This window comes from Pseudoalteromonas aquimarina, from assembly GCF_049257255.1.
GTDB lineage: Bacteria > Pseudomonadota > Gammaproteobacteria > Enterobacterales > Alteromonadaceae > Pseudoalteromonas.
This window is the reverse complement of sequence record NZ_JBMMUG010000005.1, coordinates 382,667-404,657: the sequence shown is the minus strand read 5'-3', so window position 1 is coordinate 404,657 and position 21,991 is coordinate 382,667. Positions and strand designations below refer to the sequence as shown.

At 38.8% G+C, this 21,991-nt stretch carries 17 protein-coding genes; 7 read left to right on the top strand and 10 right to left on the bottom strand.

From position 1 onward, the window contains the following. Positions 1–193: 193 nt before the first annotated feature. Both fadB and fadA read left to right on the top strand, forming a co-directional pair. Complete coding sequence (fadB, locus tag AAEU29_RS15080) at positions 194–2,356, top strand: fatty acid oxidation complex subunit alpha FadB (RefSeq protein WP_038638729.1); 2,163 nt, start codon at positions 194–196, stop codon at positions 2,354–2,356. A 1-nt stretch (position 2,357) separates the two neighbouring features. Continuing rightward, positions 2,358–3,521 carry an acetyl-CoA C-acyltransferase FadA gene (gene fadA / locus AAEU29_RS15075; protein WP_421974088.1) on the top strand — a complete coding sequence of 388 codons (1,164 nt, stop codon included), beginning with the start codon at positions 2,358–2,360 and terminating at the stop codon, positions 3,519–3,521. Between the two features lie 157 nt (positions 3,522–3,678). Here the strand turns inward: fadA and AAEU29_RS15070 are convergent, their stop codons facing one another. The 3 genes from AAEU29_RS15070 to AAEU29_RS15060 all read right to left on the bottom strand — a co-directional run bounded on the left by AAEU29_RS15070 (position 3,679) and on the right by AAEU29_RS15060 (position 8,031). After that, positions 3,679–4,416 carry a hypothetical protein gene (locus tag AAEU29_RS15070; RefSeq protein WP_421974087.1) on the bottom strand — a complete coding sequence of 246 codons (738 nt, stop codon included), beginning with the start codon at positions 4,414–4,416 and terminating at the stop codon, positions 3,679–3,681. Next, positions 4,413–6,608: a hypothetical protein gene (locus AAEU29_RS15065; protein ID WP_421974086.1), complete on the bottom strand. Its 2,196-nt coding sequence runs from the start codon at positions 6,606–6,608 to the stop codon at positions 4,413–4,415. Before AAEU29_RS15065 ends, AAEU29_RS15070 begins: the two co-directional genes overlap by 4 nt. Before the next feature lie 286 nt (positions 6,609–6,894). Next, entirely contained in the window at positions 6,895–8,031 is a 1,137-nt protein-coding gene (locus AAEU29_RS15060; protein ID WP_421974085.1) for an ELWxxDGT repeat protein, read from the bottom strand. A gap of 647 nt (positions 8,032–8,678) precedes the next feature. Between AAEU29_RS15060 and tusA the strand changes: the two genes are divergently transcribed. After that, positions 8,679–8,921 carry a sulfurtransferase TusA gene (tusA, locus tag AAEU29_RS15055; protein ID WP_421974084.1) on the top strand — a complete coding sequence of 81 codons (243 nt, stop codon included), beginning with the start codon at positions 8,679–8,681 and terminating at the stop codon, positions 8,919–8,921. Positions 8,922–8,986: 65 nt separating this feature from the next. Here the strand turns inward: tusA and AAEU29_RS15050 are convergent, their stop codons facing one another. From AAEU29_RS15050 to dnaA, 7 genes are all read right to left on the bottom strand, one after another. Beyond that, complete coding sequence (locus tag AAEU29_RS15050; RefSeq protein ID WP_421974083.1) at positions 8,987–9,445, bottom strand: hypothetical protein; 459 nt, start codon at positions 9,443–9,445, stop codon at positions 8,987–8,989. 176 nt (positions 9,446–9,621) lie between these two features. After that, positions 9,622–11,688, bottom strand: a complete 2,067-nt coding sequence (gene glyS / locus AAEU29_RS15045) for a glycine--tRNA ligase subunit beta (RefSeq protein WP_421974082.1) — start codon at positions 11,686–11,688, stop codon at positions 9,622–9,624. Positions 11,689–11,690: 2 nt separating this feature from the next. Then, positions 11,691–12,614, bottom strand: a complete 924-nt coding sequence (gene glyQ, locus AAEU29_RS15040) for a glycine--tRNA ligase subunit alpha (protein WP_372769886.1) — start codon at positions 12,612–12,614, stop codon at positions 11,691–11,693. Positions 12,615–12,752: 138 nt separating this feature from the next. Further along, a complete protein-coding gene (gene gyrB, locus AAEU29_RS15035; protein WP_421974081.1) occupies positions 12,753–15,170 on the bottom strand; it encodes a DNA topoisomerase (ATP-hydrolyzing) subunit B in 2,418 nt (805 codons plus the stop codon). A gap of 12 nt (positions 15,171–15,182) precedes the next feature. Further along, positions 15,183–16,277, bottom strand: a complete 1,095-nt coding sequence (gene recF / locus AAEU29_RS15030; protein WP_421974080.1) for a DNA replication/repair protein RecF — start codon at positions 16,275–16,277, stop codon at positions 15,183–15,185. Between the two features lie 24 nt (positions 16,278–16,301). Continuing rightward, a complete protein-coding gene (dnaN, locus tag AAEU29_RS15025) occupies positions 16,302–17,405 on the bottom strand; it encodes a DNA polymerase III subunit beta (protein ID WP_372769880.1) in 1,104 nt (367 codons plus the stop codon). 12 nt (positions 17,406–17,417) lie between these two features. Continuing rightward, a complete protein-coding gene (gene dnaA, locus AAEU29_RS15020) occupies positions 17,418–18,797 on the bottom strand; it encodes a chromosomal replication initiator protein DnaA (RefSeq protein ID WP_421974079.1) in 1,380 nt (459 codons plus the stop codon). A gap of 546 nt (positions 18,798–19,343) precedes the next feature. Here dnaA and rpmH point away from each other — a divergent pair. From rpmH to yidC, 4 genes are all read left to right on the top strand, one after another. After that, entirely contained in the window at positions 19,344–19,478 is a 135-nt protein-coding gene (gene rpmH / locus AAEU29_RS15015) for a 50S ribosomal protein L34 (protein WP_010376846.1), read from the top strand. A gap of 4 nt (positions 19,479–19,482) precedes the next feature. After that, entirely contained in the window at positions 19,483–19,905 is a 423-nt protein-coding gene (rnpA, locus tag AAEU29_RS15010) for a ribonuclease P protein component (protein WP_274762661.1), read from the top strand. Between the two features lie 85 nt (positions 19,906–19,990). Beyond that, positions 19,991–20,257: a membrane protein insertion efficiency factor YidD gene (gene yidD / locus AAEU29_RS15005; protein WP_372769873.1), complete on the top strand. Its 267-nt coding sequence runs from the start codon at positions 19,991–19,993 to the stop codon at positions 20,255–20,257. Between the two features lie 8 nt (positions 20,258–20,265). Further along, positions 20,266–21,894, top strand: coding sequence for a membrane protein insertase YidC (gene yidC / locus AAEU29_RS15000; RefSeq protein WP_421974078.1), 1,629 nt, complete (start codon positions 20,266–20,268; stop codon positions 21,892–21,894). Positions 21,895–21,991 lie beyond the last annotated feature (97 nt).

Sequence of the window (21,991 nt, the reverse complement as noted above, 5' to 3'; positions counted from 1 at the left end):
CAGCCTTTTAAGGCTAATCCCCTTATTGATACGACCACTCGCATAAAATCAGGTTAATTTTTTTGTCCAGTTTTTAATCTTATGTAAAAACCCGACTAAAATTTTAATTGCAATTTAATCGCAAAGAAGCGACACTGCGTAAAAACCAAACTCATCGTACCAGTTGTGGTGCGAGAAATTAGGGAGCAATAATATGCTATTTCAAAGCGAATCTTTTCAGGTTGCTTTTGTTAAAGACAACATTGCTGAGTTTAAGTTCTGTGTTCCAGGCTCAGTAAATAAGCTTTCTCAGCAAACTCTTAGCGACTGTGGCGCTGCATTAAAAGAGCTAGCTGCTAACAAAGACATTAAAGGTATGATTTTCACCAGTGATAAAGATCACTTTATTGTAGGTGCTGACATTTTTGAATTTTTACCGACCTTTAAAAAATCTGAAGAAGAACTAACTCAGTGGATTAAAAATGCTACTGACGTTTTCGACCTACTCGAAGATTTACCTTTCCCAACGATTTCTGCAATCAATGGCATGGCCCTTGGTGGTGGTTGTGAATGGGTACTTGCTACTGACTTCCGTGTAGCAAGTGAAGAATTAAAAATGGGCTTACCTGAAGTTAAACTAGGCATTATGCCAGGCTTTGGCGGTACTGTTCGTCTACCGCGTATTATCGGTGCTGATAATGCGATGACGTGGATTACAACAGGTAAAGAACACCGCGCTAAACAAGCGCTTGCTGTCGGTGCTGTTGATGCCGTTGTAGCTAAAGACAAACTGGTTGACTCAGCTATCAAAATGGTTGAGCTTGCGGCTAACGGTAAACTTGATTGGCAAGCAAAACGCCAAGCAAAGTTAGACCCGCTAGCAATGAACCAAATGGAGCAAGGCATGAGCTTTGCGACAGCGCAAGGCATGGTATTTGGTAAAACTAAAGGCCATTACCCTTCTCCGCTAATGGCTGTTGCAACGATTAAAGCGGCTGCAAACCACGGCCGCGCTGAAGCTATGGCAATTGAGAATATGAACTTTGCAAAGCTAGCTAAAACTGATGAAGCAGCTGCACAAGTGGGTATTTTCCTTGCAGACCAGTTTATTAAATCTAAAGCTCGCAAACTTGCTAAAAACAGTTCAACTGATATCAAGCAAGCTGCGGTATTGGGTGCAGGTATTATGGGTGGCGGTATTGCATACCAGTCTGCTTATAAAGGCACGCCAATCATTATGAAAGACATCAACCAAGGTGCACTTGATCTTGGTATGCAAGAAGCCTCTAAACTGCTTGGCAATAAAGTTCAACGCGGACATATGAAGCTTGATAAAATGGTTGCAACATTAGGCGCAATCAAACCAACGCTAAGCGATGACGATGTTAAAAAAGCAGACATTATTGTTGAAGCGGTTGTTGAAAATCCAAAGATTAAACAAGCAGTTCTTTCTCAACTAGAAAAAGACATGCCTGAAGGCACAGTGCTGACATCAAATACTTCAACTATTCGTATTGATGAGTTAGCAAGCGCACTTGAAAAACCAGAAAATTTCTGTGGTATGCACTTCTTCAACCCTGTGCATCGTATGCCACTGGTTGAAATTATTCGCGGTGAAAAAACATCTGACGAAACCATTAATGCCGTTGTTGATTACGCATTAAAATTAGGTAAGTCACCAATTGTTGTAAATGACTGCCCAGGTTTCTTTGTGAACCGTGTGCTGTTCCCTTACTTTGCCGGCTTTAACCAATTAGTGGTTGAAGGTGCAGATTTTGCGAAAGCAGATAAAGTGATGGAAAACGTGTTTGGCTGGCCAATGGGCCCTGCTTACCTGCTTGATGTTGTTGGTCTTGATACAGCAAATCACTGTACAGGTGTGATGGCGGACGGTTTCCCTGAGCGGATGGCTGAACAAGAAAAAGATCCAGTTGCTCTGCTTGTTAAAGAAGGTCGCTTTGGTCAAAAGAATGGTAAAGGTTTCTACCAATATGCACCTGACCGTAAAGGTAAGCCAAAGAAAGCAAAAGATGCAGATGCAATTGCGCTACTAAGCACAATTTGCGATGCACCTAAAGAGTTTAGCAAAGAAGAAGTCATCGACCGCTGTATGATCCCAATGCTGAACGAAGTGCTACTTTGCTTACAAGAGAATATTGTTGCATCACCACAAGAAGCTGATATGGCACTTATTTACGGTCTAGGCTTCCCTCCATTCAGAGGTGGTGCGTTCCGTTATTTAGACCAAATTGGTTTAGCTAACTTTGTAGCAAAAGCAGACCAATACGCACACTTAGGTGCAATTTACCAAGTTTCTGATATCACACGCCAGTGGGCAGAAGAAGGTCGTCAATTTTATTCAGTAGAGGGTGCATAATATGAAAACACCAGTAATTGTTGATTGTATTCGTACTCCTATGGGTCGTTCTAAAAACGGTGTTTTTAGAAACGTACGTGCCGAAGATTTAAGTGCACAATTAATGAAAGGGCTAGTTGAACGTAACCCTGCTTTAAATCCAGCTGATATTGATGATATCTACTGGGGTTGTGTACAACAAACCCTAGAGCAAGGTTTCAATGTTGCGCGTAATGCGCAGCTTCTAGCAGGTATTCCTCATAGCGTACCAGCAACTACGGTTAACCGTTTATGTGGTTCATCAATGCAGGCATTACATGATGCTGCACGCGCAATTATGACTGGCTGTGGTGATGTTTACCTAGTTGGTGGTGTTGAGCATATGGGTCACGTACCAATGAACCACGGTGTGGATTTCCACCCAGGATTATCAAAATCAGTAGCACAAGCTGCAGGCATGATGGGTTTAACTGCTGAATACCTAGGTAAGCAGCACGGTATCTCTCGTCAGCAACAAGATGAGTTTGCAGCACGCTCGCATGCACGCGCTCACGCAGCAACCATTGAAGGTCGTTTCAAAAATGAAATCTACCCGATTACTGGCCACGATGCTGACGGTGCAATGATTTTAGTTGAAGACGATGAAGTTATTCGTCCTGAAACAACTGTAGAAGGCCTTTCACAGCTTCGCCCTGTGTTTGACCCAGCAAATGGTACTGTAACAGCTGGTACATCATCAGCGCTTTCAGACGGTGCATCTGCAATGCTTATTATGAGCGAAGAAAAAGCTAACGAACTTGGCTTAACTATTCGTGCAAAAGTAAAAGCTATGGGTGTTGCTGGTTGCGATCCATCAATCATGGGTTACGGCCCTGTTCCTGCTTCTAAAAAGGCATTAAAAGCAGCTGGCTTAACCATTGATGATATTGATGTAGCAGAGCTTAACGAAGCATTTGCAGCACAAGCGTTACCAGTACTGAAAGACCTAGGTTTAACCGACGTGGTTGACGAAAAAGTTAACCTAAACGGTGGTGCTATTTCACTTGGTCACCCACTTGGTTGTTCAGGTACGCGTATCAGCACAACGCTTATTAATCTTATGGAAGACAAAGACGCAAAATATGGTCTTGCAACAATGTGTATTGGTTTAGGCCAAGGCATCGCAACCATTTTTGAACGCCCATAGGTTTTAAGCGAATAGATTTATTCTTGGTGATAAGGCGCTGTCTCGAAAGAGCAGCGCCTTTTTTAGGCACAATTAACACATTTTAGACTGAAATTATTAACTAAAAAGCCCCATTTTTAGGTGGGGCTTTTGTTTTTACCTCAATAAGCTGAGGTCGCTACTCTTTAATAATACCTACAACTCTATCGTTTATTTTTAATTCGCCAGAAAGCAATTTTGTCGATTCTGTTGTGCCTCTTGTATACCATAATTGATAGCCAAATTTATTATTCGGAGATGCGAAAAATACAATATCATCACCGCTTACTTGGTGAATATGCTCTTTTGATAACCGGTTTAAGTTTAATGTCTCTGTTAGATTTACTAATTCACTTTCACTACCTTGCACATTAATAGTCCAAAGAGATGCGTCTGAAATTAAGTAAAGTCGCTGATTTACCAATTTGTAACTAAATTCCTCACCAAGATCACCAATAAAGGTCAGCTCACCGTTTTCTATTCTGAATAATTCTGTATTCAATCTAGCAAAATCAATTCCCGAAACTCCAAACACTTCGACATCTCCCTCTAAGTTTGAAATATCCAGTATTTGCTTCGTACCACTTTCTGTGCCGTCGGTTCGCCATATCTGAGTATTATCATTGATAAAGTACAGCAAGTTTTCGACTCTGTTAAAAAGGTGTCTTTTATAACAGTTGGTGTAGCCACAATAATCCGAAGGCTTTATATTCTCTTTAAGCTTTATCTCTTGTTTGGTTTGGTCATTTATTACAAAAAGATCAACAAGATTATTATCCCATGTAAACTCTTCATTTTTTCTTGTAAAGAAAATGTTTTCAGAATATTGACTTGTGTATGGCCATTCATATAAAGAGTAGGAATCAGATATTTTCAAAGGTGCATTTTTGTTTGGTAATCAAATATAGATATTACATTACCATCAGTATATACAAGTGCATTTTTTGACTTAAACAGTTCGTCTTTGTGTCCATGAGTTTCATTGTCTTGAAGCACACTTTTTTCATTACTACCATCAAACTCAATTATATCTGAGAATGATCTGTAATAAATTTTGCCATCAATTTCATGTCGGTAGTGCTTGGGGATGTCAAACAGTGAGATTCCATTAACATCTTTCTCTACGGTGCCTTGCTCAGTGCCATCAGTACTAGTTATTTTGGTAAGGTTATAACCCAAAGCAGAGCATAAATATGTATACACCTGATTGCTAGCAACCGCTAAATCATTAATACATGTACCTGCTTTTTCGAGTTCAGCAATACTTCCCTTAAATTCATATTCAAGTTCAATATGTTGATAGTCAAAGGCATAAAGACTCATTTTCTGGTCAGTAAGCGACATAAAATAGGCTATGTGATTTTCATCATCAACAACTGGATAACCCTTGTATAAATTTGAAAGTGCTCCAGGTAATACTCGTGTTCCTACTAACGTGCCATCAGATATCCAAGTATGACTATCACCACTTTGGTTTTTGGCGAAATAGTAATGATGCTGACCAAGTTGAAATACATGTTGAAATTCAGTCAGTTCGGTACTTAAATCTTCTATCATGAATGTTTCAGCATTTTTTATGCTGTTACCTTCATGCTCAAAGCTTACTAGCGCTTGATTCCAACGCAATGTTACACGCTCACCAAGTAATCTAGCCTCAAGGCTATAATTAGGCTTTTCGCTTTCTAAGAGCGTGGTTACTAAAACCGGTGACGTATTTGGACTACCTAAGAACCAAATTTCATTTTGGCTATTAGCCCAAACAATTATGCCTCCTAAATTTGCTGTTTCTTCTATTCCAAGGCCATGCTCAGATGAAATAATCAAAGAATGCTCGCCGGTCATGCTATCTAAGGAGTAAATTGCCTTATCAGAACTATAAATGAGCGCACTTCCAACAACACCCATAATTTTAAATTCATTAACAGGCACACTAACTTTGAATGTGCCAGCTTCAGTACCATTCGTAGTCCACAGCTCATCATATCGATTAGCATAATAACCACCTACCCCGAAGTAGAGCTGATTATCGATCTGAAAAAGTTCTGAACTTTCAGTATCCCAAGCCCTCTGAAATTTAATAGAAAATAAACTTTCGGCCGTTTCGTTAGCAATGTTAGTGACGCTTAGCTCAGGGTACCTGTCATCATAATTGTAATAATCTGTATCGATAATTTGTTTTAGCGAAACGTGTTTATCAAGTAAAAATAACCCTTCGTTAGAACTTTCGATAATACTTAACTTATCAAGTAACTTTTCTGTTCCTTGGCGTATAGAGGTGCCATTAGTCTTATATAAAGTTGTTGATGTTCCATAGGGAGTATAATAACCCGCTCTAAAACGCAGCTCGTTATCTGCAATATGCATATCATTAAGAATACTGCCATATAATGCGCCAGGATCTATATCAATAGAGCCACCTCTCACGGATGTAGCAATACCTAAATCTTGTAAATCCAGTACTGTACTGAGTTGTTTTGTTGCCAAGTCAAATTTTATTAATGCGCCTGAGTTGGATGAATAGAAACTATTTTTATAGATGACGCCTTTTTGTTGCTTGATATATCCTGATGATTTATCTTTAGTTAAGTCTTTTACTAATTGCTGTGTGTTTTCAACGAAGTTTGAAACTCTCAACTCATTCCCAAACTCTTGATCTTCTCCTGTAAAAATCAGTTTTATATGAGGACTCTTAACCTTAAATAGCCCCTCTACTGAGCCAATATTTACAACCGTTGTATTCGTCTCTGAGTATTCATTTACCATGGCCCTAACTGAAACTTTTTGACCATTTTTTACTGTGGAGCTGCTACTACTGTACTCCCCTCCATCAATCCGGTATTCACCATTTTCAATCGAAATTGCTGTTGCAGTGTTAATACCTGAAATAGTAATAGCTTCTGACTCTACCCATTTATTTAACAGAACATTTTCAACCGTCGTAAATGTAAAGTTGTCTGGAATGCTATCAACAACTTCTGTTGGAGGTTTAGGTTTATCATTTGAAGAGCCACCACAAGCAGTGATCGCAAGAGAGATAACAGAAAGCAGTAAAGCCGATTTAAGCTTCATTCTAACATTCCTTGTTTTATTAATTTATTTAATCATGACCAAAAACACCCTATTATTCAATTTAAATCAAATACTTAAAAAAAATCACTTTAACTTTTTCATTCCCATGCAATCAGCCAAATTCATTTACAACCATCTGATTGAAAAGTTTCGTGCTTATTATATTTTTACCAATAAAGATATGTAAACAATAGACAAGGCATCGCAAACGCCTATTTGTTTTAACGTATTGATTTATTTTTGGGTGATAAGGCGCTGTCTCGAAAGAGCAGCGCCTTTTTTGTGGTTAATTATCTGTTAGACGTTCTAAGTCTAGTGTTTGGTTATTCAACATCCATACTTCTCTGCCATTGACTCCATCATCCGCAAAAAAAGTTAAGTAGCCATACTCTGATGTTAAATTTGAAATATTAGAACCACTTGCACCACTCTTAATATCTTTAACTAAGCGCGTACCTTCTTTAGTTCCATCAGTACGCCATAGTTCTTGACCGTATTCCTCAGAAGTAGAGATAAAATACAACAAACCTTGGTGTTCAACAAAGCCATCATTAACCTCATTTAGACCTGCATCATGTATTTCTTGTAAACTAAAGGATTCCGTATTAACAGTCCAAGTTTTATTATTCATAGACAACATCAAGGTGTCGCCTAAAGTAATTACGCTATCTTGATTTACTTCACCCTGCAGCGGCATTTTATCAACAAGAGGTAAGCCTTTTTTGCCTATCCACAAAAAAGACTCAGCGTTTTCAGAATCAAATGTTACAACATACAAAGTTTCTTTATCACTTTCTTTTAGAGCTAATACTTTATCGAATTCACCAACGAATTCTTTACTATTGTCAGTATCGTTATAGTGATATAGGTTTTCAGAATCCGCACCGTAATTACTCTCTGTGAAGTATATGGTTTTATTAACTGATAAGTGGCCTATTGACATATCAGCCTCTAAATCTATGATTTTTATTGTATCAGCCCACTGCCCAACGGTTTGATAAAGCGACTTTTGACCATTCCATTCATCACTAGCCGTAAAATAAAGTTGATTATTACTGCGTGTTAAAACGTCATATTGCTCAAAACCATAATCATTACCTTCTTTTATTTGTTCTCGGGTATATGCGTACAACTTGTAAGGAAAACTCATAATACTCGAAAAACTAATATATCGGTCTGACAAAGAAAATTGTTCAGAGTACGCTTCAGCACCTGATGATTGGGACTGAAATAGAAATTCCGTATCGCTAGGCGTCCCATTTGTTGCCCATCGATGGGTATAGTTTTGTGATGAGTAGTCCGCATCTTTATTCACAGCTTTAATATCAAAATAGAAGTCATTATCTGTGCGAATTGTTTTCCCGATTGAGTAAGTAAAATTAGTATCTTGATAGTCGTCTGCATTTTTTAAATCAAACAACATTACATCTTTTTTAGATTCTAAATTTAGAGCCCAAACCTCGACTCCATGTGTCTCTAAATTTTGTTTTATCGTAACTAAATGAGTATTGATTACAGCTTTATTATTCAAGCTATAAAGTTGATTATCGACTAAAGAGGCATCTGTATTAGAATCAGAAGATGAATCCCCGCACGCGGTTAAACCTGAAAGAGATATAACACCTACTAGTATAGATTGCTTTATGCGCATATTGCTGTCCTTTGCTGATTGATGATTGATGATTGATGATTGATACCTGATACCTGATACCTGATACCTGATACCTGATACCTGATACCTGATACTACATGAATTTTAGCAAAACGAAAACCAACCAAGTTTTACATGTTGTTGTAATTTTTAAATTTATTAATGAATATAACTTTAGCTTTCAGAAACTTAATATATCATCCCTCTATCGTGCTTAACCTTATCTCTGATAAGCCTCACATTCCTAAAAATAACAAGTCATCTCAGTATGTATTAAAGCTCTCATGATGTGCCTCAACAAATCACTAATTTAAGATTACACGCCTCAAAATCCTTTTATTTTACTATGGTTTTAGGTTTACATCACACGCTTAGCCACCTACAATTCCGCCTCTACTTTTTAACAGGGCTAAATTTTAATGACTGATTTTTCAAATGCAGACCACACTCTTGATGCTATTGGTTTACGATGCCCTGAACCGGTAATGATGGTGCGTGGTGCAATTCGAAAAATGCAGCACGGTGAAACTTTAGTAGTGATCGCAGATGACCCATCAACAACCCGCGACATTCCCTCATTTTGTCGTTTTATGGATCACACCTTGCTGGCACAAGAAGTGGAAAGTGAACCATACAAATATTTAATAAAAAAAGGGCTTTAAATGCCCTTTTTTATTGCTCGTCGTTAAGTCGTAGAGCTAATTTAATTTTGCTAAGTTGCTGTTGCTTAATCGAAAATTTGGTTAATTGTCACCAGCGGTGTACTTTTATTACGGAAGTTAATTGATACTTCATACCAACCCGCTTCATAAGGTGTAAAACTGAAATAGTTATAAACGCTGTCACAGTTTGCTTGTACTGGAATACCAATTTCTAAAAACTTATCTAAGTCTTCGTTTTTAAAACCGCAGTTGTAGCCTTGCGTCCAATTCGCATCTGCTACTTTAAATTCGTATGCTTTACCAATTGTGCCAAATTTAACTTTGGTGCTAAAAACATTCGCAGTTTGCTGTGTCAACTGATACGCCTTTTGCGCTTCCCATAGAGTGAAGTCACCTCGTAAATAAAGCGTAGTATCTACATTACCAACATTGCTTGTTTGATCTAACAGGCTATCGTCTGTGCTTGAGCAACCAGCGAGCACTAAACTTGCTGCTGCCATAATTGTAAGTGATGCTTTTTTCATTGTTGTTATCCGCGATTTTCTAAGCTTAATTACTATACTAAATATCGTAAAATTTAATGCAAGCGGCTTTTGTACCTAGCGTAAATATTTCCGCTATAACTAAGCTAAATACTGAATAAGTGAATTGAAAATAAAAAAGCCGGTGAAATCACCGGCTTTTTTTATTATGTTTTTACTTACTTTTGTAACAGTGAAATATCTGCTACTTGTAAGAACAAACTTCTAAGTTGGCTTAATAATGTTAAGCGATTTAGTTTCACTGCCTCGTCGTCAGCCATAACCATTACGTTGTCGAAGAAGGTATCAACTACTTCGCGTAAATCAGCAAGACTTGCTAAAATCGTTTGGTAATCATGTGCTGCAAATGCAGGCGCTAGCTCTACTTGGTAGTGTGCAATTTTCTCTGCTAATTGCTTTTCAGCATCTTCAACTAATAAGCTCTCATTAACGCTGTCAGCAAGCGTTACTTCATTCTTAGCTAAGATGTTACCTACGCGCTTATTTGCCGCTGCAAGCGCTTCTGCTGCGTCTAATTCACGGAAATGAGATACCGCTTTAACGCGCTGATCAAAGTCCGCAGGCTTAGTAGGACGACGAGCAAGAACAGCTTGAATAATATCAACACTGAAGCCTTCATCTTGATACCAAGCACGGAAGCGACCAAGCATAAATTCAATTACATCAACTTCAACATTGTCATTACTAAGCTTATCGCCGAACAGTGATTTTGCTTTCGCAATTAAATCAACTAAGTCGAGGTTGTAACCCTTTTCAACGATAATACGCAATACACCTAACGATGCGCGGCGAAGCGCAAATGGGTCTGAACCTTTTGGTGCTTGACCAATACCGAAGATACCCACAATCGTATCAAGCTTATCAGCCATAGCAACTGCCGCCGACACACCTGTACTTGGTAATTCATCACCTGCAAAACGCGGCATATACTGCTCGTAAAGTGCTTTTGCTACTTCAGCATCTTCTCCATCATGGGTTGCGTAGTGCATACCCATTACACCTTGTGTATCTGTAAATTCAAATACCATTGAGGTCATTAAGTCACACTTTGCTAGTAAACCTGCGCGTTTAGATTTTTCAACATCTGCTTCGATTTGCTCAGCAATGTAGCCAGCAAGCTCGGTAATGCGGTCAGTTTTATCTTTAATGGTACCCAACTGTTTTTGGAAAATAGCTTGGTCTAACTCTGGTAAACGTTCGATTAACGGACGTTTACGGTCAGTATTAAAGAAGAACTCTGCATCGGCTAAACGAGGACGAACCACTTTCTCGTTACCTTCAATTACGTAACGAGGCTCTTTTGACTCGATGTTCGATACGAAGATAAAGTTTGGTAATAAGTTTTTGTTTTCATCGTAAACTGGGAAGTACTTCTGGTCACCTTTCATGGTGTAAACAAGCGCTTCTGAAGGTACTTTTAAAAACTCTTCTTCAAATTTAGCTGTCAGTACTACAGGCCATTCAACAAGTGAAGTTACCTCTTCAACTAGGTCATCTTCTAAGTCAGCAATACCACCAACAGCTTGCGCAGCCTTTTGTGAATCAGCAAGAATAATCGCTTTACGAGCTTCGTAATCAGCCATTACTTTTCCGCGTTCTTCTAGAATCGCTGGATATTGCTCGGCAGAATCAATGGTAAACTCTTGTTCACCCATAAAGCGGTGACCACGAATAGTTCTATCTGATGCGACACCTAAGATCTCACCAGTAACTAACTCGTCACCCATCAGCATTGTTAACGTTTTCACTGGACGAATAAATTGAGTCGCTTTATCACCCCAACGCATTGGCTTAGCAATCGGCAGCTTCGCAAGTGCCTGTGCTGCTAACTCAACAATAATCTCGTTTGTCGCTTTACCTTTTACTTCTTGCTTGAATAAAAGCCACTCGCCTTTATCTGTTTTAATTCGGTCGGCTTGCTCTACAGTAATGCCATTACCACGTGCCCAGCCTTGTGCTGCTTTTGTTGCATTACCGTCTTCATCAAATGCAACCGATACTGCCGGACCGCGTTTTTCTACAACTTTATCCGCTTGTGATTCAGCAAGTGATGCAACTTTAAGTGCTAAACGACGTGGTGCTGCGTACCATTTAACACCCTCATGGCTTAGTTCTGCAGCTTTTAATTCTGCTTCAAAATTTGATGCAAAGCTCTCTGCTAGTGTACGAAGTTGTGTTGGTGGCAGTTCTTCCGTGCCTAATTCAATTAAAAATTCTTTTGCCATGATTACTTCTCCTCACCACTTTTTTTACACATTGGGAAACCAAGCGCCTCACGCGATGCGTAATACGCTTCAGCAGTTGCTTTGGTAAGGTTACGAATACGAAGAATATAGCGCTGACGTTCTGTTACTGAAATTGCTTTACGAGCATCTAATAAGTTAAATGCGTGCGCAGCTTTTAAGATTCGCTCATATGCAGGTAACGGTAATGGTTTCTCAAGCGCTAATAAATCTTGTGACTCTTTTTCACATTGGTCAAAGAAGCTAAATAAGAAATCTACGTCTGCATGTTCAAAATTATAAGTCGATTGCTCTACTTCATTTTGATGGAAAATATCACCATAAGTAACTTTGCTACCGTCTGGTGCATAGTTCCACACTAAGTCATACACAGAGTCTACTTCTTGGATATACATAGCTAAGCGCTCAATACCATAAGTAATTTCACCTGTAACAGGCTTACACTCAAGGCCACCTACTTGTTGGAAATAAGTAAACTGAGTTACTTCCATACCGTTTAGCCACACTTCCCAACCAAGGCCCCATGCACCTAGCGTTGGATTTTCCCAGTTGTCTTCTACGAAGCGAATATCGTGTACTAGTGGGTCAACACCTAGTACTTCTAAAGAGCCTAAATAAAGCTCCTGAATGTTATCTGGAGACGGTTTTAACGCTACTTGAAACTGGTAGTAATGTTGAAGGCGGTTCGGGTTTTCACCATAGCGACCATCGGTAGGACGACGTGATGGTTGAACATATGCAGTCGACATTGGCTCTGGGCCAAGTGCACGCAAACATGTCATTGGGTGCGATGTTCCCGCACCTACTTCCATATCGAGTGGCTGAACGATAGTACAGCCGTTTTGTGCCCAGTAATCCTGTAATGCTAGGATCATTCCCTGGAAGGTTTTGATATCGTATTTTTGCATTGGCTTTAGCTGATAATTTAATCTGAAAAATTACCTTACAGTATACCGCGGCAACAAACAGGTTTTAAGCGATTTGTTAAGTAACAGCCAATAAAAAAGGGCCATTTAGGCCCTTTTATTAAAAATATTCACGATGTTCTAAACATCTAAGTTCACAACTTTAAGCGCGTTTTGTTCAATGAACTCGCGACGCGGTTCAACTTGGTCACCCATCAGTGTTGAGAATAATTGATCTGCACCAATCGCATCTTCAATGGTTACTTTCAACATACGACGTACTTCAGGGTCCATAGTTGTTTCCCAAAGCTGATCTGGGTTCATCTCACCTAGACCTTTATATCGTTGAATGTATAAGCCGCGCTTAGATTCAGAAATTAACCACTCAAGTGCTTCAACAAAGCTAGAGACTTGTAATGTCTTCTCGCCACGCTGAATGTAACCACCTTCTTCAATTAGGTTACCAATTTGCTCACCTGTTTTTGCAATTGCAAGGTAATCACGAGAAGTTAAGAACTCATAATTAAGCACGTGTTCACGGTCAACACCGTGTTGGCGAATAACGATATTTGGATAGTATAAATTGCGCTCTTCGTCTTTCTTCACTTGTGCTGTGAATAAAGTCGCATCTACATCATTTTCAGTTAAATACGCTACCACTTTATCTGTCCACTCACGAACATGAGCTTCATTTGATAAATCAGCTTCGTTAATTCTTGCTGAGTAAATTAATGAATTAAGCACACTTAACGGATACTTACGTGTTAAACGTGTAATAATCGCTTCAGTTGATTGGTAATCTTTAACTAATGCTTCAAGCGCAACATCACTAATACCTGGCGCTTCTTCATTTACATGTAAAGAAGAACCATCTAATGCAAGAGTGGTTAGGTATTCAGTTAACGCTGGGTCATCTTTAATATAACGCTCTTGCTTACCTTTTTTCACTTTATAAAGTGGCGGCTGAGCAATATAAACATAACCACGCTCTACAATTTCTGGCATTTGACGATAGAAGAAGGTCAATAGTAGCGTACGAATGTGCGAACCATCGACGTCAGCATCGGTCATGATAATAATGCTGTGATAACGCAATTTTTCAGGGTTATATTCATCGCGACCAATACCACAACCTAATGCTGTGATAAGTGTTGCAACTTCTTGTGAAGATAGCATTTTATCAAAACGAGCTTTTTCAACGTTAAGAATTTTACCTTTCAGCGGTAGAATCGCCTGATTCTTACGGTTACGGCCTTGCTTAGCCGAACCGCCCGCTGAGTCACCTTCCACTATGTATAGTTCAGAAAGTGCTGGGTCTTTTTCTTGGCAGTCAGCTAATTTACCTGGTAGACCAGCTAAATCCATCGCACCTTTACGACGTGTCATTTCACGCGCTTTACGTGCTGCTTCACGAGCACGTGCAGCATCAATAATCTTAGTTACAACTATTTTTGCATCTTGTGGGTTTTCTAATAAGTATTCACTTAATTTTTCACCCATAGCTTGCTCAACAGCAGACTTAACTTCACTTGATACAAGTTTGTCTTTTGTCTGAGAAGAGAACTTAGGATCAGGTACTTTAACAGAAATAACTGCAATTAAGCCTTCACGGGCATCATCACCTGAAGCACTGCTTTTTTCTTTTTTGTTAAAGCCTTCTTTATCCATATAGGTATTTAGAGTACGTGTAAGTGCACTTCTAAAACCAGCTAAGTGAGTACCACCATCACGCTGTGGAATGTTGTTAGTAAAGCAGTAAATACCTTCTTGGAAACCATCGTTCCACTGCATTGCAACTTCAACACTAATGCCATCTTCTTCACGCGTTGAAGTGAAGTGGAATACATTTTGGTTAACTGGTGTTTTATTCTGATTTAAATACTCAACAAACGCTTGAATACCACCTTCGTATTTAAAGTGGTCTCTTTTCTCATCACGCTCATCTGAAAGAATTATACTCACACCTGAGTTTAGGAATGATAATTCACGTAAACGTTTTGCAAGAATATCGTAATGGAAGTTAGTATCGCTGAAGGTTTCTGCGCTTGGCCAAAAACGGATTTCGGTACCGTTTGTTTCAGACTCGCCAATGACTGCTAATGGTGCAGCTGGTTCACCCATGTTATAGATTTGCTCGTGAATTTTGCCACCACGACGAATCGTTAACTTTAGCTTTTCTGATAATGCGTTTACTACTGAAACACCAACACCGTGAAGACCGCCCGATACTTTATAAGAGTTATCATCGAACTTACCACCGGCATGAAGTACCGTCATGATAACTTCAGCAGCTGATACACCTTCTTCTTCGTGAATCTCTGTCGGAATACCACGACCATTATCGCGCACCGATACAGAGCCATCAGAATGGATGGTTACATAAACATCATCACAGTAGCCAGCAAGAGCTTCATCTATTGAGTTATCTACAACTTCAAACACCATATGATGAAGACCCGTTCCATCATCCGTGTCACCTATGTACATCCCAGGACGCTTTCTTACTGCATCCAGTCCTTTTAGTACTTTAATACTCGACGAATCGTAATTTTCAGACATGGTTTCTTCCAATTAACTTGTTATTAGTTTGCCATGTTTCACGTGGAACACTTTCATAGTTTTATTTAGAGGTTCCACCACAGCTGAAATACTGTCGTAATCAATCGCGCTTATAAACAACTGTGAAGTTGAATGAGATAATAACTCACTCACAGCTTGTTTGGTTTCGCTGCTTAATTCAGACGGTAAATCATCAATTAAAAAAAGTGATTGTTTATCTGTTTCGCTTTCAATTAGGCTATTTTGACAAATCTTTAGCGCATACATTAAAAGCTTTAGTTGGCCACGTGATAAAAAATTCTCGACAGCTATGCCATCTATTAGAAAATTAATATCTGCTTTATGCGGCCCTTTACTGGTGTGACCCAGTTTAGCGTCCCTTTCAAAGTTATTTCTAAGCTGTTCAGCTAAATCTTCTTCAGCTTTCCAACCCGGAGAAAAATCAAAAGTAAGACTTTTAAATAATTCAATCTGACTAGCTATCTTATCAAAAAACAGGTTAGATAACCTAGTTATATATGAGGTTCTTAATGCATTTATCTTAGTTGCGATTGTTACAAATTCTTTATCCCAAAATAGAATTTGCTGCTCAAAACCCTGTGGTTTTTGCTTTAGTAATGCATTTCTTTGCTTTAACAGTTTATTAAAGCGATACCAGTGATAATAAAACTCTTGTTCCACGTGGAACAATCCTAAATCCAAAAAGCGTCTTCGCTCTTTGGGACCACCAAAAAACAACTCAAAACTCTCAGGTGTAATCACTTGAACAGGCAATACTTCAGCAAGCTGAGCCATGCGTTCACAGCGCTTTCCATGCACTTTGGCTAGAGTATCACCAGAACGTTCTTTTTGGAGCCCTACAGGGATTTGTAAGCTGTTAAATTGCTTTTTACCATGTAACACCATGGCATTTTTTTGATGCTGAATAACTGCTTTGAATTTTGAAGTGCGAAATGACTTACCATGTGAAAGGAAATAAATAGCTTCTAGTAAGCTACTCTTTCCACTACCATTTTCACCAATGATGACATTGATTTCTGGCGAGGGGTCAAAGCTTAGCGCTTCAATATTACGAAAGTTGGAAATATTAAAGTTAACTAAGCTCATTGATTATTCTTACACAATCCAATTCTATAAACGCATTGGCATAACAACGTACATAGCGCCTTCGTCACCCTGACCTTCAATTAATGCACTGCTATTTGAATCTAATAATGTAAATAAAACGTCATCCGTTTTTATGGTATTCAACACATCAAGTAAATACGAAACGTTAAAACCAATTTCTAAATCTGGCCCTTGATACATTACTTCAACGGTTTCTTCCGCTTGTTCTTGCTCAGGGTTATTGGCAGAAATTGTTAACTCACCCGAGGTAAGATTTAATCGCACACCACGGAATTTTTCGTTTGATAAAATTGATACGCGAGCAAATGCACTGCGCAACCATTCACGATTAGCAATAATTTGCTTATCACCACCACGCGGTAAAACGCGACGATAATCAGGGAAACGACCATCAACTAGTTTAGAGGTAAAAATAAACGCTTGGTCAATTATACGAACATGGTTAGCGCCTAATTGGATTTCAACACTTTCATCATCAGCAACCAACAGGCGCATAATTTCTTGCACGCCTTTACGCGGAATAATCACCTGACGTTGTGTGTTTAACGATGCGCCAAGAGGTTTTTGTGCTAATGCTAAACGGTGGCCGTCTGTTGCAACCGTTTTAACAACATCGTTTTCAATTTCTAGCGACATACCATTCAGATAATACCTAACATCTTGATTAGCCATAGAAAAACTTGTACTTTCAAGTAGCTTTCTAAGTTCAAGACGGGTTAGGTTCATGGTTACTTCGCTATCCCAATTCTCTAAATTAGGGAAATCTTCAGCAGCGAGTGTTGCCAGTGAAAAGCGGCTTTTACCCGATGTTAGTAACACTTGTGCATCTTGAACAGTTAATGTGATATCTGAGCTATCAGGCAAACTCTTACAAATATCCAATAACTTTTTAGCCGGTAATGTCAGCTTACAGTCTGCTACAGGCTCAGCAAGCACCACACTCGCAACTAACTCTATTTCCATATCTGTACCAGTGAAGTAAAGAACACCTTCTTTTACTTCTAACAATACATTAGAAAGAATCGGTAACGTGTGTTTGCGTTCAATCGCCCCTGAAACCTGCATTAAAGGTTGTAAAAATTGCTCGCGCGAAATTGTAATTTTCATGCTGTACTCGTCCTAAGATGACAAAGTTCTAATCAAGTTTTGATAATCTTCTTTTACTTCGTGAGATTCTTCACGAAGCGACTTCACTTTTCTACATGCATGTAGCACAGTTGTATGATCTCGACCGCCAAACGCATCACCAATTTCAGGCAAACTGTGGTTGGTCAATTCTTTTGATAACGCCATTGCTACTTGGCGTGGTCTTGCTACAGAGCGACTGCGACGTTTCGATAGTAAATCAGAAACACGAATACGATAGTATTCTGCAACCGTTCTTTGAATGTTATCTATGGTAACCAATTTATCTTGTAATGCTAATAAATCACGCAGTGCTTCTTTTACAAAATCAATCGTGATTGGCCTACCTGTAAAGTTAGCATTAGCAATTACACGGTTTAATGCGCCTTCTAATTCACGTACATTTGATCTTAAGCGTTTAGCAATAAAGAAAGCCACTTCTTCAGGCAGTTTAATCTGGCTTTGCTGTGCTTTTTTCATCAAGATGGCAACACGTGTTTCAAGCTCTGGCGGCTCAATCGCAATTGTTAAACCCCAGCCAAAGCGAGACTTAAGACGATCTTCTACCCCTTCAATTTCTTTAGGGTAGCGATCTGAAGTTAAGATAATTTGCTGGTTACCTTCTAATAATGCATTAAAGGTATGAAAAAACTCTTCTTGTGATCGTTCTTTATTAGCAAAGAACTGAATATCATCAATAAGTAATGCATCAACACTGCGGTAATAACGCTTAAATTCTTCAATCGCATTATTTTGTAGAGCTTTTACCATATCTTGTACAAAGCGCTCAGAATGCATATAAACAATTTTTGCATTTTCTTTTTTAGCAAGAATACCGTTACCCACAGCGTGCAATAAGTGTGTTTTACCTAAACCAGTACCACCATATATAAATACAGGGTTGAATGCCGAACCTGGATTATCAGCAACTTGCGTTGCCGCAGCTTTCGCTAACTGGTTAGATTTACCTTCAACAAAGCTATCAAAGGTATAGTTTTCTTTAATATTGGATTTAGGCATGTTCTTAGGCGCAGGCTCAACAGGAGCTTTGCTTTCCTTTTTAACAGGCGCTTCTACTACTGTTTTTTCTTGTGCTGCCGCTTGTGGTGCAGCTGGTTTACTAATACTAACCGTGCTACCAACCTCAAAACGTAATTCAGGTGCTTCATCACCACAAATTTCAATGAGAAGTTCATTTATACGGTTTAAGTATTTTTCGCGAACCCAATCCAGTACAAAACGGTTTGGTGCATATATTGTAAGGGTATCTTCTGTGCTTTCCGCCTGAAGAGGGCGCACCCACATACTAAATTGTTGTGATGGCAGTTCATCTTGTAAAACGTAAAGACAGCTTTGCCAAACTGACAAATACACGGCAACCCCCAATAATATTCCCGCTCACCATAAACGAGCAGAAAATAAGCATAAAATCCAAGTTAAGACTGCCATTATGAAGCTAGTTTATCCACAACATCAATATTGATTTTTCTATTTTTTATGATCTCACGCACGAAAACATTTAAACACATGTTTTAAAACAATTTATTTATTAAAAATAATGTGGATAAATTACTTATAAAAAACAAGATCCAAAAGATTAAAGATGATCTATAAAAGTTTTCCAAAGAAAAGTCGCAATTTTTACACTATCATTGTGGAAAACTTTATTTTAAAATTGATCCCCGCTGGATCATGTAAGAAAGCAAAAGCGATCACCCCTCTATAACAGTTAAATGTAATTAACTTGTTAAGATTAGATTAGCTTTTATCCGCCGCCTATAATTAATACTGTTATTGAGTGTTTTTTATTGACTTTGCGTATGCTTCTCTATAACATCTCGCGCTCGCAATGGCACCTGTGCCAGGATCGCGACCTGCATAGGATGTTTTAATTTTTAACCGATCGGATGGAATATAGTTATGAAAAGAACTTTTCAACCTAGCGTTCTTAAGCGTAAGCGTACTCACGGTTTCCGTGCACGCATGGCGACTAAAAATGGTCGTAAAGTTTTAGCACGTCGTCGTGCTAAGGGCCGTAAGGTTCTTTCTGCTTAATATAGTGGAAGACTTTCGCTTTGGTAGGGAGTTACGTCTGTTAACTCCCTCACACTACTCCCGCATCTTCAATGAGCCTGCTCGCGCAGCAAATCAACACTTTACTCTTCTAGCAAAACGTAACGATTTAGACCACCCTCGTCTTGGTTTAACTATTGCTAAAAAACGCGTTAAAAAAGCAGTTCAACGTAATCGCATTAAACGCCTTGCTCGTGAAAACTTTCGTCTTAACCGTCACAAACTCGACAACATCGATATTGTATTAATGGTTAAAAATGGCGTTGATGAGTTATCAAATGAAGAGTTACACGCACAATTAACTAAGTTGTGGCGTAAAATCAACGAACGTTGCCAGCCTGGCTATAAGCCAAAACCGCGTCCTAATAACTGGCAAAAGAATAAAAACACAAAAAAAGCGTCTAACTAAAGCGAATTAGCCAGCAGTTGCATAGCAAATGCAGGTAAATTTAGGTAAAGTTAGCTCACCTTTTAATCAGGCACTTTTTCATTAAATGCACTTTTTATTTGCTCTGCCAAGTAATGTGATGATCTTTATTATTAAAGCTTATCAAAAGTTACTCAGTCCACTGCTTGGACAGAACTGTCGCTTTACTCCGACATGTTCAAGTTATGCGATAGACGCAATAAAAATACATGGATTTGTAAAAGGGAGTTGGTTCGCAGCGAATCGCATTATAAAATGTCACCCTTTGCATCCAGGTGGGGATGATCCCGTGCCTGATAAACAAAATTCAATTAAACAACACCACGAGAAATAAGAGCTGTTATGGAATCACAACGCACGTTTTTATTTATCGGTTTTCTTTTGGTAAGTTTTCTTTTATTCCAACAGTGGAATATGGATAACAACCCTCAAGTAAATACCGAGACAAGTGCTACAACACAATCATCTACAAACCAGTCAACCGACAATGACTTTGTTCCTCAGTCATCTACCGGCGACTTACCTGTAGCTAGCGTCGCTAATTCACGTCAAATTGTTGAAGTAACAACTGATGTATTTTCTGTAAAACTAGATACTTTTGGTGGCGATATTATCGAAACCAAACTATTAAAGTTTAAAGAAAAAATCGATAGCGATGAACCATTCATGTTGCTTGGCGTATTAGACGGCAATCAATATTTCTCACAAAGTGGCTTAATCGGTTTACACGGACCAGATGCATCAGCTGAAGGTCGTCCAACATACCAAGCAGCACAAACAAGTTACCAACTTGAAGGTGATGAGTTACGTGTACCACTTACATTTGTTAAAGATGGCGTTAGCTTCACTAAAACATACATCTTTAAAGCCGGTCGTTACGATGTTGATGTTGAATATCAAATTGCTAACAACACAGCTGAAACAAAACAAGTACAACTGTTTACACAAATTAAGCGTTCGATCACCGAAAAAGGTGGCATGATTGACCAAACGTACTTAGGTACAGCTTACGGTACAACAGAAGAGCCTTACGAAAAATACAGCTTTGATGACATTAAAGAGCGTGATTTAAATATTAACACTACTGCGGGTTATATCAGCTTTATCCAGCACTACTTTGTAAGTGCGTGGGTGCCTAAGCAAGACCAGCAAAATAATATTTATACCAAAGCGCGTAACGATAATTCAATTATTATTGGTTTAAAAGGCCCACTTGAAAATGTTGCAGCAAACAGCGCGCAAACAATTACTTCAACTTACTATATGGGTCCTAAAGATTCAGCAACGCTTGAAGCATTACAAGAAGATTTAGACCTAACGGTAGACTACGGTTTATTCTGGTTTATCTCACAACCGCTACATTCACTATTAATGTGGTTATACGGCTTAATTGGTAGCCTTGGTTTAGCAATTATCGCGATTACGCTAATTGTTAAAATGGTGCTTTACCCGCTTACCAAAGCACAGTACACCTCAATGGCTAAAATGCGTAACCTTCAGCCTAAAATTATGGCACTTAAAGATCGTTACGGCGATGACCGTCAGAAGATGGGTCAAGCGATGATGGAAATGTACCGCAAAGAAAAAGTTAACCCTATGGGTGGCTGTTTCCCACTATTGCTACAAATGCCAATCTTCCTAGGTTTATTCTATGTGTTCATGGAATCGGTAGAAATTCGTCACACTGAATTCTTATACCTAAATGACTTAGCAGCAATGGATCCATACTTCATTTTACCAATTCTATTTGGTGCAAGTATGTTCCTAATGCAAAAGCTACAACCAATGACAGTAACTGATCCAATGCAGCAGAAAATGATGACTTGGATGCCGGTAATGTTCTCAGTATTCTTTATCTGGTTCCCTTCAGGTCTTGTAATGTACTGGTTAGTATCTAACTTAATTTCAATTGCTCAGATGCTTTACATCTACAAGGGCATGGAAAAGAAAGGTATTTCGGTTAAGTCATAATCTGTACTTAATAGATAATAAAAGGCGACATTGAGTCGCCTTTTTTGTGCCTGCAATTTTCACATTGGCATTATCTTTTCATTACCGCTCTTGCTAT

Bases quoted from the DNA above. Each gene is read 5' to 3' on its own strand.
- fadB (WP_038638729.1), top strand. From the start codon at position 194: ATGCTATTTCAAAGCGAATCTTTTCAGGTTGCTTTTGTTAAAGACAAC.
- fadA (WP_421974088.1), top strand. From the start codon at position 2,358: ATGAAAACACCAGTAATTGTTGATTGTATTCGTACTCCTATGGGTCGT.
- AAEU29_RS15065 (WP_421974086.1), bottom strand. From the start codon at position 6,608: ATGAAGCTTAAATCGGCTTTACTGCTTTCTGTTATCTCTCTTGCGATC.
- AAEU29_RS15060 (WP_421974085.1), bottom strand. From the start codon at position 8,031: ATGTTGTTTGATTTAAAAAATGCAGACGACTATCAAGATACTAATTTT.
- tusA (WP_421974084.1), top strand. From the start codon at position 8,679: ATGACTGATTTTTCAAATGCAGACCACACTCTTGATGCTATTGGTTTA.
- AAEU29_RS15050 (WP_421974083.1), bottom strand. From the start codon at position 9,445: ATGAAAAAAGCATCACTTACAATTATGGCAGCAGCAAGTTTAGTGCTC.
- glyS (WP_421974082.1), bottom strand. From the start codon at position 11,688: ATGGCAAAAGAATTTTTAATTGAATTAGGCACGGAAGAACTGCCACCA.
- glyQ (WP_372769886.1), bottom strand. From the start codon at position 12,614: ATGCAAAAATACGATATCAAAACCTTCCAGGGAATGATCCTAGCATTA.
- gyrB (WP_421974081.1), bottom strand. From the start codon at position 15,170: ATGTCTGAAAATTACGATTCGTCGAGTATTAAAGTACTAAAAGGACTG.
- recF (WP_421974080.1), bottom strand. From the start codon at position 16,277: ATGAGCTTAGTTAACTTTAATATTTCCAACTTTCGTAATATTGAAGCG.
- dnaN (WP_372769880.1), bottom strand. From the start codon at position 17,405: ATGAAAATTACAATTTCGCGCGAGCAATTTTTACAACCTTTAATGCAG.
- rpmH (WP_010376846.1), top strand. From the start codon at position 19,344: ATGAAAAGAACTTTTCAACCTAGCGTTCTTAAGCGTAAGCGTACTCAC.
- yidD (WP_372769873.1), top strand. From the start codon at position 19,991: ATGCACTTTTTATTTGCTCTGCCAAGTAATGTGATGATCTTTATTATT.
- yidC (WP_421974078.1), top strand. From the start codon at position 20,266: ATGGAATCACAACGCACGTTTTTATTTATCGGTTTTCTTTTGGTAAGT.